The sequence below is a fragment of the Agathobaculum sp. Marseille-P7918 genome (genome assembly GCF_900625105.1).
Lineage (GTDB): Bacteria > Bacillota > Clostridia > Oscillospirales > Butyricicoccaceae > Agathobaculum.
On record NZ_UYYD01000004.1, the window covers coordinates 139,967 to 153,489 of the forward strand.

At 58.8% G+C, this 13,523-nt stretch carries 10 protein-coding genes and 1 pseudogene; 8 read left to right on the plus strand and 3 right to left on the minus strand.

From position 1 onward, the window contains the following. Positions 1 to 88 precede the first annotated feature (88 nt). Positions 89 to 1,612, minus strand: coding sequence for a YifB family Mg chelatase-like AAA ATPase (locus tag EJL02_RS08185; RefSeq protein ID WP_125115917.1), 1,524 nt, complete (start codon positions 1,610 to 1,612; stop codon positions 89 to 91). A 313-nt stretch (positions 1,613 to 1,925) separates the two neighbouring features. Between EJL02_RS08185 and nifJ the strand changes: the two genes are divergently transcribed. From nifJ to EJL02_RS08210, 5 genes are all read left to right on the plus strand, one after another. Further along, complete coding sequence (nifJ, locus tag EJL02_RS08190; RefSeq protein WP_125115918.1) at positions 1,926 to 5,486, plus strand: pyruvate:ferredoxin (flavodoxin) oxidoreductase; 3,561 nt, start codon at positions 1,926 to 1,928, stop codon at positions 5,484 to 5,486. Positions 5,487 to 5,710: 224 nt separating this feature from the next. Further along, a complete protein-coding gene (locus EJL02_RS08195; RefSeq protein ID WP_164510348.1) occupies positions 5,711 to 6,412 on the plus strand; it encodes a DUF2461 domain-containing protein in 702 nt (233 codons plus the stop codon). Continuing rightward, complete coding sequence (locus EJL02_RS08200; RefSeq protein ID WP_125115920.1) at positions 6,409 to 7,050, plus strand: 3'-5' exonuclease; 642 nt, start codon at positions 6,409 to 6,411, stop codon at positions 7,048 to 7,050. The genes EJL02_RS08195 and EJL02_RS08200 overlap by 4 nt, the downstream gene beginning before the upstream one ends. A 14-nt stretch (positions 7,051 to 7,064) precedes the next feature. Continuing rightward, positions 7,065 to 7,370 carry a hypothetical protein gene (locus tag EJL02_RS08205; RefSeq protein ID WP_125115921.1) on the plus strand — a complete coding sequence of 102 codons (306 nt, stop codon included), beginning with the start codon at positions 7,065 to 7,067 and terminating at the stop codon, positions 7,368 to 7,370. Between the two features lie 53 nt (positions 7,371 to 7,423). Beyond that, positions 7,424 to 8,785, plus strand: coding sequence for an AI-2E family transporter (locus EJL02_RS08210; protein ID WP_125115922.1), 1,362 nt, complete (start codon positions 7,424 to 7,426; stop codon positions 8,783 to 8,785). Positions 8,786 to 8,901: 116 nt separating this feature from the next. Here EJL02_RS08210 and pta read toward each other — a convergent pair whose 3' ends face one another. Further along, the gene (gene pta / locus EJL02_RS08215) at positions 8,902 to 9,876 is read right to left on the minus strand and encodes a phosphate acetyltransferase (protein ID WP_125115923.1); all 975 of its coding nucleotides are present in this window, start codon (positions 9,874 to 9,876) and stop codon (positions 8,902 to 8,904) included. Positions 9,877 to 10,077: 201 nt separating this feature from the next. On the opposite strand from pta, the gene EJL02_RS08220 reads away from it, so the two are divergent. The 3 genes and pseudogenes from EJL02_RS08220 to EJL02_RS08230 all read left to right on the plus strand — a co-directional run. Then, positions 10,078 to 10,266: a hypothetical protein gene (locus EJL02_RS08220; protein ID WP_125115924.1), complete on the plus strand. Its 189-nt coding sequence runs from the start codon at positions 10,078 to 10,080 to the stop codon at positions 10,264 to 10,266. Beyond that, positions 10,263 to 11,639 (plus strand): recombinase family protein, encoded by a 1,377-nt coding sequence (locus EJL02_RS08225; protein ID WP_125115925.1) that lies wholly within the window; start codon positions 10,263 to 10,265, stop codon positions 11,637 to 11,639. Before EJL02_RS08220 ends, EJL02_RS08225 begins: the two co-directional genes overlap by 4 nt. Positions 11,640 to 11,662: 23 nt before the next feature. Next, positions 11,663 to 12,154 (plus strand): annotated as a pseudogene (locus tag EJL02_RS08230) (sigma-70 family RNA polymerase sigma factor); the annotation flags it as partial. Positions 12,155 to 12,195: 41 nt separating this feature from the next. On the opposite strand, the gene EJL02_RS08235 reads toward EJL02_RS08230, so the two are convergent. Next, the gene (locus EJL02_RS08235) at positions 12,196 to 13,380 is read right to left on the minus strand and encodes a polysaccharide deacetylase family protein (protein WP_125115927.1); all 1,185 of its coding nucleotides are present in this window, start codon (positions 13,378 to 13,380) and stop codon (positions 12,196 to 12,198) included. Between the last annotated feature and the right edge of the window lie 143 nt (positions 13,381 to 13,523).

Consider the following 13,523-nt stretch of genomic DNA (forward strand, 5'->3'; position numbering starts at 1 on the left):
TTTGGGAGATTGTCGATTTGTGTAAAAATTGCGAAAAAGAGGAACTTATTCACAGTATCCACAGCTTTTTCCACAAAATCACAGGGCATCAGCCGTTTGCGGCACGATCGAGCGTGCGGTATTGCAGCGCTTCGGCGAGGTGCTCGGGGCCGATGACGGGGCTGTTCGCCAGATCGGCGATCGTGCGCGCCATGCGCAGGACGCGGTCGTGGGCGCGCGCCGTCAGGCCGAGCCGCGCAAAAGCGGCGCGGAACAGATCGGAAGCCTCCTCGGACAGCGGGCAGCATTCGGCCAGCTGGGCAGGGGGTAGGGCTGCGTTGCAGACGTCCGCGCCTTGCCGCCGGTACTGCACGTCGCGCGCTGCCAGCACGCGGGCGCGGATGGCAGCGGAAGTTTCTTCGTTTGCCTGTCCGCGCGCGGCGAGTGCCGCGTATTCCACCGGCTGCACCGCAACCTGCAAATCAATGCGGTCGAGCAGCGGGCCGGACAGCCGGCGCAGGTATTGCTGCACGGAGGTTTTGGAACAGGTACAGCGATCGGTGCCGTACCAGCCGCAGCGGCAGGGATTCATCGCCGCGATCAGCTGAAACTGCGCGGGATAGGTGACCTGTCCGGCCACGCGCGAAATGGTTACGCGGCCATCCTCCAGCGGCTGGCGCAGCGCTTCGAGTACGTCGCGGTGAAATTCGGGCAGTTCATCCAAAAACAGCACGCCGCGGTGCGCCAGCGAGATTTCGCCGGGCGTGGGCAGACGGCTGCCGGTGCCTGCGCCGCCCGTGAGTGCGGCGGCAGAGGTGGTGTGATGCGGGGCACGGAAGGGACGGGCGGCACGCCCGACGGCTTCCTGTCCGCGGCCGACGGCCGACCACACGCGGATGACCTCCAGCCGTTCGCTGTCCGACAGCGGCGGCAGGATGGTGGAAAACCGCTTTGCCATCATGCTTTTGCCCGAGCCGGGCGGCCCGGAAAGCAGGATATTGTGGCCGCCCGCGGCGGCAATCTCCAGCGCGCGCTTGACGGCATGCTGTCCCATCACATGGGAAAAGTCCAGCGCGTCGTCCTGCGGCGGCGGTGGTTCGGGTGGGGGACAGGGAGGGAGCGCGGCGCGTCCGGACAAATGGTCCAGCAGGCCGGGCAGGTCCGCTACCGGAAGCACGGTGATGCCTGCGGCATAGGATGCTTCCTGTGCGTTCTGCACGGGGACAAAGACCGTTCGGAACCCGGCGTCCCGCGCGGCGAGCGCCATGGACAATGCGCCGCACACCGGGCGCAGCGTTCCGGACAGCGACAGCTCGCCAAGGAAAACGGCATCCTGCGGCAGCGGGTCGATCTGGCCGGCGGCCGAGAGGATGGAAAGCAGAATGGGAAGGTCGTAGGCCGTGCCGGCCTTGCGGGTATCCGCCGGGGCGAGGTTGACCGTGACACGGGAGACCGGCCAGTCAAACGAACAGGCCTTGACGGCGGCGCGCACGCGCTCGCCCGCCTCGGAAACCGCGCCGGTCGGCAGCCCGACGACGTCCAGCCGGGGCAGCCCGCCCGACAGCAGGCACTCCACGGTGACAACGTAACCGTCAATGCCACTCAGACCCGCGGAAAAAACGCGCGCAACCATCGGACTCCTCCCATTGTATTTGAATTCCTGTTTTATAATCATACAGCATTTTTGGAAATTTCGCAATGCAAAACGATAACTGCAAAGCAAATGTAACATATTTAAATGGTATGGGATTGTTGTTTCATAATACGAAATTGCGATCAAAAAACGGGAAATTGTTACGAATTTGTCATATTTGGTGTTTACAATTTTGGTAAGGAGTGATAGAATAAAAACGGCCGGTGAATACGGTTTTTTCCTGTGTCAAAAAACACCGGGAAAAGGCTTTTCACCCCTTCAGCATGTTATAACTGAATAGGAGGATATAAACATGGCAAGAAAGATGAAGTCCATGGACGGTAACACCGCTGCGGCACATGTGTCGTATGCGTTTACCGAGGTCGCGGGTATCTATCCGATCACCCCGTCCAGCCCCATGGCAGACAGCGTGGACCAGTGGGCAGCCGCAGGTCAGAAGAACATTTTCGGTACTACCGTTAAGGTAATCGAAATGCAGTCTGAGGCGGGCGCCGCAGGTACGGTGCACGGTTCTCTGGCAGCCGGCGCGCTGACCACCACCTACACCGCATCTCAGGGCCTGCTGCTGATGATCCCGAATATGTACAAGATCGCAGGCGAACTGCTCCCCTGCGTATTCCATGTTTCCGCGCGTACGGTTGCGTCCCATGCGCTGAACATCTTCGGTGACCATTCTGACGTTATGGCCTGCCGCCAGACCGGTTTCGCTATGCTGGCTGAGACCAACCCGCAGGAAGTTATGGACCTGGGTGCTGTTGCCCATCTGGCGACCATCAAGTCCCGCGTTCCGTTCATCAACTTCTTCGACGGCTTCCGTACCTCCCACGAGATCCAGAAGATCGAGGTTTGGGATTACGAGGACCTGAAGGAAATGTGCGATATGGACGCTGTCGAAGCGTTCCGCAAGCGCGCTCTGAATCCGGAGCATGCGATGATGCGCGGCTCTCACGAGAACGGCGACGTTTTCTTCCAGCATCGTGAGGCTTGCAACAAGTACTACGAAGCGGTTCCGGAAATCGTTGAGGAGTACATGGGCAAGGTCAACGCCAAGCTCGGCACCAACTATCAGCTGTTCAACTACTACGGCGCGCCGGATGCAGACCGCATCATCATCGCGATGGGCTCGATCTGCGACGTAGCGGAAGAAGTTATCGATTACCTCAACGCACATGGCGAGAAGGTCGGCCTGGTTAAGGTTCGTCTGTACCGTCCGTGGCGTGCGGACAAGCTGATCGCTGCTATCCCGGAGACTGCCAAGAAGATCGCGGTTCTCGACCGCACCAAGGAGCCGGGCGCACAGGGCGAGCCGCTTTATCTGGACGTTGTTACCGCTCTGGCAAACGCCGGCATCACCGATAAGACCGTCATCGGCGGCCGTTACGGTCTGGGTTCCAAGGACACCCCGCCGTCTTCTGTCTTCGCAGTATACGAGGAGCTGACCAAGGCTGAGCCCAAGCGCCAGTTCACCATCGGTATCACCGACGACGTAACCTACCTGTCCCTCGAGGAGAAGCCCGCGCCGAACACTGCGGCGGAAGGCACTACCGAGTGCAAGTTCTGGGGTCTCGGCGGCGACGGCACGGTTGGCGCGAACAAGAACTCCATCAAGATCATCGGCGACCACACCGACAAGTTCGTTCAGGCGTACTTCCAGTACGACTCCAAGAAGACCGGCGGCGTAACCGTTTCGCATCTGCGTTTTGGCGACAAGCCGATCAAGTCTCCTTATTATATCAACAAGGCTGACTTCGTAGCCTGCCACAACCCGTCCTACATCACCAAGCACTTCCCGATCGTGCGTGACGTTAAGCCGGGCGGCGTATTCCTGATCAACTGCCAGTGGACGCCTGAGGAACTCGAGCATCATCTGGCGGCTTCTGAGAAGCGCTACATTGCCAAGAACAATATCCAGCTCTACACGATCAACGCGATCGACCTCGCCATCGAGATCGGCATGGGCAAGCGCACCAACACCATCCTGCAGTCCGCTTTCTTCACGCTGGCTAAGGTTATGCCGCAGGAAGAAGCGATCGGCTACATGAAGGAAGCTGCGACCAAGTCCTACCTGAAGAAGGGCCAGGATATCGTTGATATGAACCACAAGGCCATCGACGCCGGCGCTACCGCGTTCGTCAAGATCGACGTTCCGGCTTCCTGGGCTGACGCTGTTGAGCCGGAAGACACCCGCGATCTGCAGGGCCGTCCGGAAGTCATCAAGATGGTCAAGGAAGTTATGGAGCCGATCGGCCGTATGGACGGCGACTCCCTGCCGGTATCCGCTTTCGCGGGCGAGCATGTTGACGGCTCCTTCGAGCACGGCGCTGCCGCTTACGAGAAGCGCGGCGTAGCCGTAACCGTTCCGTCCTGGAACCAGGATACCTGCGTACAGTGCAACCAGTGTGCTTATGTCTGCCCGCACGCGACCATCCGTCCGTTCGCGCTGACCGAAGAAGAGGCTGCTGCTGCTCCGGCTTCGACCAAGATCGTCGATGTCAAGGCCGGCAAGGGCAAGGGCGTCTACAAGTACACCATGGCGGTTTCCCCGCTCGACTGCATGGGCTGCGGTGTCTGTGTTGGCGTTTGCCCGACCAAGTCCCTCACCATGGTTCCGCAGGATCAGGAAGCGGCGCAGCAGGATGCGTTCGATTATTGCGTAGCCAAGGTTGCCGAGAAGCCCGACATGATCTCGGTCAACTCCGTCAAGGACAGCCAGTTCAAGAAGCCGCTGCTTGAGTTCTCCGGCTCCTGCGCAGGCTGCGCTGAGACTTCTTATGCCCGCCTGATCACCCAGGTTTGCGGCGACCGTATGTATATCTCCAATGCGACCGGCTGCTCGTCCATTTGGGGCGGCCCGGCTGCTACCAGCCCGTACACCGTTGACAAGGACGGCCACGGCCCGGCTTGGGCGAACAGCCTGTTCGAGGACAACGCGGAGCACGGCCTCGGTATGTACTATGGCCAGCTGGCTATCCGTGAGCGCCTGATTTCCAAGCTGGAAGAGATGGCTGCGGCGGACGCTACCCCGGCTGAGACCAAGGATGCGATCGCGAAGTTCATGGAGACCAAGGATGATGGCGCTGCTAACGCAGAGCCGACCAAGGCTCTGGTTGCCGAGCTCGAAAAGGGTGCGGCTGCTGGCTGCGACGCTTGCAAGGAAGTTCTCCAGCACAAGGAATACCTGGCTAAGAAGTCCGTCTGGATCTTCGGCGGCGACGGCTGGGCTTATGATATCGGCTTCGGCGGCCTGGATCACGTCCTCGCTTCCGGCCAGGATGTAAACGTTATGGTATTCGATACCGAAGTTTACTCCAACACCGGCGGCCAGGCTTCCAAGGCGACCAACATCGGTGCTGTTGCACAGTTCGCAGCTTCCGGTAAGACCACCAAGAAGAAGAGCCTTGCTGAGATCGCAATGAGCTATGGCTATGTATACGTTGCTCAGATCGCTATGGGCGCGAACATGAACCAGACCCTCAAGGCAATCGCTGAGGCAGAAGCTTATCACGGCCCGTCCCTCATCATCGGCTACGCTCCGTGCGAAATGCACTCCATCAAGGGCGGCATGACCAACTGCCAGGCTGAGATGAAGAAGGCTGTTGACTGCGGCTACTGGAACCTGTTCCGCTTCAACCCGGATCTCGCGAAGGAAGGCAAGAATCCGTTCATTCTCGAGTCCAAGGAGCCCAAGACTGAGGATTACCGCAAGTTCATGATGAACGAGGCGCGTTTCTCTGCTCTGACTCGCTCCTTCCCGGATCGTGCGGAGAAGCTGTTCTCTAAGTCCGAGGTTGAGTCGACCAAGCGTTACGCACATCTGCAGCGTCTGCAGGCTCTGTACGCTCCCGAGGCGTAAGACCGGCTGACGACGCGGAGCGCGTTGGACTGAAACAAAAAATAGAAACCGCTCGCGGAATGATTTCCGCGGGCGGTTTTTTTGTCTGTTTTTGGATATTGCGCGGGACAGAATGGCCACACCCCACAACATTTTGCGTTTTCACAGCGTGAAACAGCAAAATCCTGTTGCGTTCACAGAGAAAACGCGGTACAATGATAAACAGAAAGGTGGTGCCCGTTTTCATGGCATTCACAGGCTTTAATGCTGCGGGTATCGACCTGTTGCAGCTGAACCGCCTGCAAAACAGCAAGGAATTTTACGAAGAACACAAAGAAGAAATCAAGCGGCAGGTGATTTTGCCGTTTCATGAATTGATCGCACAGATGACGCCCGCGATGCTGGAGATCGACCCGCAGTTTGTGGTCACACCGTCGCGCATGGTGTCGCGTGTGCGCCGAGATACACGCTATACCAAGGATAAAACGCTGTACCGCGCGAATATGTGGATGTTTTTCCGCCGCAAACGGCAGGAACATGAGTCCGTGCCGTGTTATTATTTTGAGATTCATCCGGAGTTCTGGGGCTTTGGCTGCTGGGGCGCATGGGGCAGGGGCGAAATGGAATCCCTGCGCGAGATGATCCTGCATGAGGATAAGCTGTTTCTCGAAGCATACGACGCGGTGCAGTCCTGTCCGCACATGCATCTGGCGGGAGAACTTTATAAACGACCCAAATTCCCGGATGCAGAGCCGGCCTATCAGGATTGGCTGAATCGCAAGGAAATCGGCGTGGATTTCCGGGAAAATACGGATTTTGCGCCGCTGCTGGACGGTTCATTCGTGCAGCCGATGGTGGAGACCATGCAGCGTCTGGCGCCGTTTTACCGGTTTTTGCTGACGGCGAAGGAACGCGCGGAGGCAGGGCGCCGGGAGGCGATCCAATGAGATATATCGCACTGGACTTTGAAACCGGAAACGCTTCGCGGCTGAGCGCCTGCGCCTTGGGCGTGAGCATTTTTGAAGATCATACCTTGGTGGCCGAGCAGACGACCCTGATCAAGCCCCCGGCACAGGTGGGCAAATTCCATTGGGGCAATGTGCGCGTCAACCATATCAAGGAATCCATGGTGGCGGACGCGCCGACGTTTGACGAGGTTTGGAATAACGGCCTGGCAGAGCTTGCGGAAGGCAGCGTGCTGGTTTGCCACAACGCTATGTTTGATACGGCGGTGCTTTGTGCCTGCCTGGCATATTATCATCTGCCCGTGCCGGAATGCCGGTATGTGTGCACGGTAAAAGTGTCGCAGCGGGTATGGCCGGAACTGCAAAATCATAAATTGGATACGGTTTCGCAGGCGCTGGGCATTGAGCTGAACCACCATGAAGCCGGTTCGGACGCGCGTGCGGCTGGACTGATTTTGCAGGCTGCCCTGCAGGATACGGCCAGCGCGGATGTGGATGCACTCGCGCGGCGTATCGGCATGCGGCTGGGACGGATCTCGTGTATGGGAACCGTGCCTTGCAGCATTGCAAAGGAACAGCGGGGCGGGAGAACCGTCCGTTCAACCCAAAGTCATGTATAAAGGAGAGAGCAGCTATGAAAAACTATCTGGAAAACATCGATCGGGAAGCCCTTCGCGCGCGTGCGGAACAGATGCTGCGGTACGCTGATGATGCGCGCAGTCAGGCCGGCCGCTGGACGGACTATGCCGTTTCCAAGGCACAGGACTTTTCCGTTTTTGATTTTGCGATTTTCAAGGTATGCCTGCTGTCGCTGGGACTTTGGCTGGGCGCATGCTTTTCGCGCTTTTTCAAGAAATTCCGCGGCGTGCTGTTCCTTGCGTTTACGGCAAGCTGGCTGTACCTGTTCTGGCGTATCTTCTTCAACTGCGACGAAGAATAATCTGTTGAGTATGATTGGCCGGGCGTTTGTCCCGGCGGGAGAGGGGTGTATCCGTGGAGGAGCCGACCCGGCAAAATAAACCGAAGTTCCGCGCGCAGCCGCACTATTTTCAGTGGGGCCTGACCGCGTTCTGTGTCATTGTTTCCAGTGCGGTCGTGGTGTTCCTGCTGCAATGGCTGCCGACGATCTGGAACATGTTTCAGGATCTGCTGGGCATTCTCAGCCCGTTCATCTATGGTTTTATCATGGCCTATCTACTGATGCCTGTTTTCAATGCGCTGTATAAGCGGATTCAGCCGCGGCTGGCCCGGCGCATGAAAAACGGGACCCGCGTGGCCAAGGGATTGTGCAGTATCCTGACATTGCTGATCGGCATTGCTGTTGTGGGCGTTTTGCTCTGGATGGTGCTGCCGCAGCTGGTCGTCAGTATTTTTTCGCTGCTTGAGTCGATGGACGACTATCTCAACGAGATTTCCAGCTGGGTTGCGGGGCTGCTCAAGGATAATCCCGTGATCGAGCGGAATTTCCTCCAGATTTATGAGGAATTTTCGCAGCAGATCGTCAACTGGGTGCAGAACATCGCGCTGCCGCAATTAGTTGAACTGATGACCGGCGTGGTGACGACGGTTTCTGTGCTGTTTGACATTCTGATCGGCATTATCATTGCGCTGTATATCCTCAACAGCAAGGATACTTTCTGCGCACAGGCCAAAAAGATGACATACAGCCTGTTTTCGATCGATCGCGCCAACCGCATCATGAGCCGCGTGGCGTATGTGCACCGTGTGTTCGGCGGTTTTATCACCGGCAAGCTGATCGATTCGCTGATCATCGGTCTGCTGTGCTTTATCGGTCTGCGCCTGTTTATCGGCTTTGGCCTGATGACCATGGACCAGTCGTTTGCTTTGCTGATCTCGGTTATCATCGGCGTGACCAATATCATCCCGTTCTTCGGGCCGTTTATCGGCGCGATCCCCAGTACTATCCTGATTATGGTCATCAGCCCGGTGCAGGCGGTGTATTTCGTCTTGTTTATTCTCGCTTTGCAGCAGTTTGACGGCAACATCCTTGGCCCCAAGATCCTGGGCAACTCGACCGGTTTGTCGAGCTTCTGGGTCATGTTTGCCATCCTTCTGTTCGGCGGCATTTTCGGATTTGCCGGCATGGCGGTCGGCGTGCCGCTGTTTGCCGTGCTGTACAGCGCGGTGACCGAAGTGGTCAGCAGTCTGCTGAAAAAGCGCGGCCTGTCCGCGGACACCAACGACTATCGCGGGCCGCGCCGGCTGGATCCGGCGACCGGCGAATTTGTCGAGGTCAAGGAAGAGCGACCGCCGGTTTCGGCCAAGGAGCGCCGCCGCGCAGCGGAGCGGGCGCGTGCGCAAAAGCAACAGGAAGAACAAAATAAAAAGGACTGACCCAAGGGTCGGTCCTTTTCTTATGCGGCGGTTTTCATGCGTGCGGCAGATACAGACAAGGGGCGAAGCCATTGGCTTCGCCCCTTGTTGGTGCTTACGCAGTGTTTTGCGCGGGATTACTTCAGGCCCGCGGTGATAATTGCCATCTGGTAAACCTCGTCCGCGTTGCAGCCACGGGACAGGTCGTTGATCGGCGCGTTCAGACCCTGCAGGATCGGGCCGTATGCTTCAAAGCCGCCCAGACGCTGCGCAATCTTGTAGCCGATGTTGCCGGCGTTGATGTCCGGGAAGATGAAGGTGTTGGCCTGACCGGCAACCGGGGAGCCCTTGCACTTGGTCGCTGCGACAACCGGGGAGAAGGCAGCGTCAAACTGCAGCTCGCCGTCAACCGCCAGATCCGGCGCGGCAGCCTTGGTTTTTTCGGTGGCATTGCGCATCATGTCAACCGTGTCGCCCTTGCCGGAGCCCTTGGTCGAGTAGCTCAGCATTGCAACCTTGGGGTCGATGCCGAACGCCTTGGCGGTCTTGGCGGTCTCGATAGCGATTTCTACCAGATCGTCCTCGCCCGGGTTGATGTTGATCGCGCAGTCGCCCATTGCGTACAGCTCGTCGCCGCCGTCCTTGCCGTCGCGGCGCAGAATGAAGCAGGAGCTTACGATCTTGTTGCCCGGCTTGGTCTTGATGATCTGGAGCGCCGGACGAACGGTGTCCGCGGTGGAGTAAGTAGCGCCGCCGAGCAGGGCGTCTGCCTTGCCCATCTTGACCAGCATCGTGCCGAAGTAGTTGCCCTTTGCCAGCGCGGTGCGGCACTGCTCTTCGGTCATCTTGCCCTTACGCAGCTCGACCATCTTGGCGACCATCTCATCCATTTCCGGATAGGTCTCGGGGTCGATGATTTCCATTCCTTCGATATCGAAGCCGCCGGCCTGAGCCGCTGCCTTGACTTCGTCCACGTTGCCGACCAGGATGGAATCCAGCAGGCCGTCCTTCTTCAGGCGGGAAGCAGCCTCGAGGATGCGGGGATCGGGGCCTTCGGTGAATACGATCTTGCGCTTGTCAGCTTTCAGCGTGGCAATCAGATTTTCAAACATGTTGCACTCTCCTCCATTTTAATGGGTTTGTCCGGCGCAGAGGGTGGCCGCGGACAAACTATTGTAACCACATTATACACCCTGTCGACATCGCTCCACAAGTATTATTTTGAGTAGATTTTGAGTAATTCCTGCATCGCTTTGTCAAAGGGTTGCTTTGCGGGATATTTGGGCAAAATAGAGGCGAAAGGGAGTGATAGGATGCAGGTCATCCGGTATCTCAACGGCAAGCGCCTGCACGGCGTGATGCCGCCGCTGCTGCTCGATCAGGAGGGCGTGGGGGCGATTTTGGGCGCCGCGCGCAGCAGGCAGCAGCTTCCATTGCCGGACACAGCCCCCTCTGCTATACTGGAGGCGGAGGGATGCAGTCTCGGAAGGGATGAATTATGAAGCATACGGCGTTGTATCTGCGCGTTTCGACCGAGGCGCAGGCGGATGAAGGCTATTCGCTGGCCGCGCAGGCGGAAAAGCTCGAAGCTTACTGTCGGATGAAGGGGATTGACCGGTTCCGGCGCTATGTGGACGGTGGTTTTTCCGGCTCCAACTTGACGCGTCCGGCGGTGACCGAACTGGTGGAGGCCATCCGCGCCGGACAGGTGGAGCGCGTGGTCGTCTACAAGCTCGACCGCCTCAGCCGTAGCCAGAAGGACACGCTCTACCTGATCGAGGATGTGTTTTTGCCGCACGGCGTGGATTTCGTGTCCATCAATGAGAATATTGACACCGGCAGCCCGTACGGCCGCGCGATGATCGGCATTCTGTCCGCGTTTGCGCAGCTCGAGCGTGAAAACATCTTTTTGCGCACCCGTATGGGCATGGTCGAGCGCGTCAAGCAGGGCTTTTGGCCGGGCGGCGGGAAAATCCCCTTTGGGTATGACTACGACGCGGCCAAGGGCATCCTGGTGCCGAACAGCGATGCGGATACCGTGCGCGAGATCTACGCGCGCTATCTGGAAGGGCAATCGACCGGACGGATTGCACGCGATCTGGGGCTGAAATACGAGCATCTGGTGCGGCAGATCCTGCTGCGGGAGAGCAACACCGGCGTGATTGTGTACCGCGGGGAGACCTATCCCGGGCGGCACGAGCCGCTCGTGGACAAGGAGACCTTTGTCCGGGTGCGGCGCCGCCTGCAAAAGGCGGACAAGCCGCGCGCCGCAGCATCCGGCAAGCTGCTGACCGGTTTGCTGGTCTGTGGGCACTGCGGCGCGAAAATGCGCTATCAGAAATGGGGCGGCGCGGGCGATAAGCTGGTCTGTTACTCGCGGGACAAATCCAAGCCACATCTGGTGCACGACGCGGATTGCCCCAACCGCGGCGTGATGGCGCGGCAGGTGGAGGCGGTGGTCATCCGCGATCTGTCGCGGCTGGCGGCGCAGCCGGCAATGCCGCGCGGCAGCAGCAAACCGCCGGCGGAATGTCGCCGAGCGCTCGACCGTGCACAGCGCAAGCTGCGCCGCCTGTATGAGCTTTTTGCCGACGGGGAGGATGATACCTTGCGGGAGGCAATCGCGCGCGCCAGACGCGAATATAGCCGCGCAGAGCAGGCGCTGGACCGCGCGCAGCAAGACGCGCAGCGCGAAGACCAGACCGCCGCGCGGCAGGCGCTGCAAACCATTGGTTCCTGTTGGGACAAATTGAGTGACGCGGAAAAGCAAACGTTGGTGCGGGCCTGTGTGCAGAAAATCGTGCTGCAAAACGAAAAAATCGAGATTTTTTATGCCATCGAAGGCGCGGCCGCGTGCCGCGCACCGGCGGGATGACTGTTTTTCGACTTTGTATGTTCATGCCGATGATCATTGGGGAAATCCGGCGATATCTGCGCGATAACAGCGCATTGCGGGTATCGCGCAGCCTGCGGGATACGGCGTATAAGGCGCTGCAGGCCAAGGAAGCCTTTGTCCGCGAGCATCAGCGGGAGCCGGACATCGTCGAGCTGGCCAAGCTGCTGGACATGCCCAAAGAGGAGGTCGTGCTCGCGCTCGACGCGATCCTCGATCCGGTGTCACTGTTCGAACCGGTTTTTCACGACGGCACGGATACCGTCTGCGTGATGGATCAGGTGGGGGACAACAAGAACACGGATGAGCAGTGGCTCGCCAGCATTGCGCTGCGCGAGGCGATCGACAGTCTTAGTGAGCGCGAAAAGCGCATCATTCGTCTGCGCTTTTTTGAAGGGCGCACGCAGATGGAGGTCGCCGACGAGATCCACATCTCGCAGGCGCAGGTCTCCCGCTTGGAAAAAGGCGCGCTGGAACACATCCGCAAGCGCATATAAAAAACGCAGGCCGTAAATGCGGCCTGCGTTTGCTTTGGTGCTTATCGGGTATCCGAAGCGCTGTTGATGGGCGTTGCGCTGAAGGTGATGCGCGAGGAAGGGATGCTCTGCCGCGACATATAGGCGGTCAGCAGCTGTACGGTTTGCGCGGTGTTGCGGCTGTGATGCAGCCGGAGCACAACGGTTGCGGTCGTCCCGGCAAATTTCTGCGCGGTGGTGGCATAGGCGCGGGCGGCGGACTGGGTGTCGTCGCCGCAGTCCATCGTGGTGTCCCACAGCCGGTAGCCAGCCTTGACCAGCGCGTCGCGCTGTGTCTGCGTCAGTTTATCGCAGCCGGTTTCATTGGATATAATGCGCGCGGACGAGCCGGTCAGCAGGTTTAAGCGTTCGTTGGCCGCCGCGAGTGACGCCACCATGTCCTCGGCGCTGGTCTGCTCATTCGCGCTGAGCAGCAGGGCGGGGGTGTGCCCTTCGGCGACGATGCGGCGGATGACGTCATCCGGCCAGGTGGAGAAATCGGTCGGCAGGAAAAAGGTCGCCAGCCGGCCGGCGCTTTGCAGCGCGTCCAAAATGGCGGGCGTCGCGGCGGACGTCGGTGCGCCGTAAAACGTTAAGTACACGCGGGCGGGTTTTTGTGTGGGTTTCTCCTCTACCGCGGGGATGGGCGGTTCGGTCGGCTTGGTCGTGGTCTGTCCGCCGTCCGAGGGTTGGGAAGGCGTGATGCCTTTGTATGCGTTGATGGCGCTTTCGATCGCGCTGCCCTGATTGGAGGCAAACGAGGAGTCACTGGAGGCAGAGCCGTCCGTGATGCGCAGCACGGTTTCGCCGTAAGCGGTGAGCGTGGAATAGCTCAGCCCGAACATGCCGCAGCACAGTTTGACCGGGACATATACCGTGCCGTTCATATCGTAGGCGGGAGTGGAGTAGCTGTTCAGGTTTTGGTCATAGACATAACCTTCGTCCGTGGCAAAACTGAGGGTTTGGCCGTTGGCGGAGAGGTTGAGCACGCTTCCGTCGCTGGAGGCGGATACCCCCAGAGAGGAAAACACACTATACGGGACATACAGCTCGCCGCCCAGCCGTGCCGGCATGGTGCTGTCGGACAGCGGGAGCAGCGTATCGTTGACCGCGGTCAGCGTCAATGCGCGGGCCGGCGCGGGAAGCACGACAACGATCAGCACCGCACAAAGCAGCACACTGAGCAGCTTTTTCAGCCGGCGTTTCATACGCGGTCACTCCTTTCAGCAATTTACACGAACATATTATAACAAAAAGCCGATGGTTTGTCATCCTTCTTGTAAAAAAACGCCTTGCTTTATCTTGGCAAAGTGCTATAATGAAAGAGTACAAAATCTATGACGGAATGCGT

What these genes read in the sequence shown, in the direction of transcription:
- EJL02_RS08185 (WP_125115917.1), bottom strand. Translation starts at nt 1,612, where the DNA reads ATGGTTGCGCGCGTTTTTTCCGCGGGTCTGAGTGGCATTGACGGTTAC.
- nifJ (WP_125115918.1), top strand. Translation starts at nt 1,926, where the DNA reads ATGGCAAGAAAGATGAAGTCCATGGACGGTAACACCGCTGCGGCACAT.
- EJL02_RS08195 (WP_164510348.1), top strand. Translation starts at nt 5,711, where the DNA reads ATGGCATTCACAGGCTTTAATGCTGCGGGTATCGACCTGTTGCAGCTG.
- EJL02_RS08200 (WP_125115920.1), top strand. Translation starts at nt 6,409, where the DNA reads ATGAGATATATCGCACTGGACTTTGAAACCGGAAACGCTTCGCGGCTG.
- EJL02_RS08205 (WP_125115921.1), top strand. Translation starts at nt 7,065, where the DNA reads ATGAAAAACTATCTGGAAAACATCGATCGGGAAGCCCTTCGCGCGCGT.
- pta (WP_125115923.1), bottom strand. Translation starts at nt 9,876, where the DNA reads ATGTTTGAAAATCTGATTGCCACGCTGAAAGCTGACAAGCGCAAGATC.
- EJL02_RS08220 (WP_125115924.1), top strand. Translation starts at nt 10,078, where the DNA reads ATGCAGGTCATCCGGTATCTCAACGGCAAGCGCCTGCACGGCGTGATG.
- EJL02_RS08225 (WP_125115925.1), top strand. Translation starts at nt 10,263, where the DNA reads ATGAAGCATACGGCGTTGTATCTGCGCGTTTCGACCGAGGCGCAGGCG.
- EJL02_RS08235 (WP_125115927.1), bottom strand. Translation starts at nt 13,380, where the DNA reads ATGAAACGCCGGCTGAAAAAGCTGCTCAGTGTGCTGCTTTGTGCGGTG.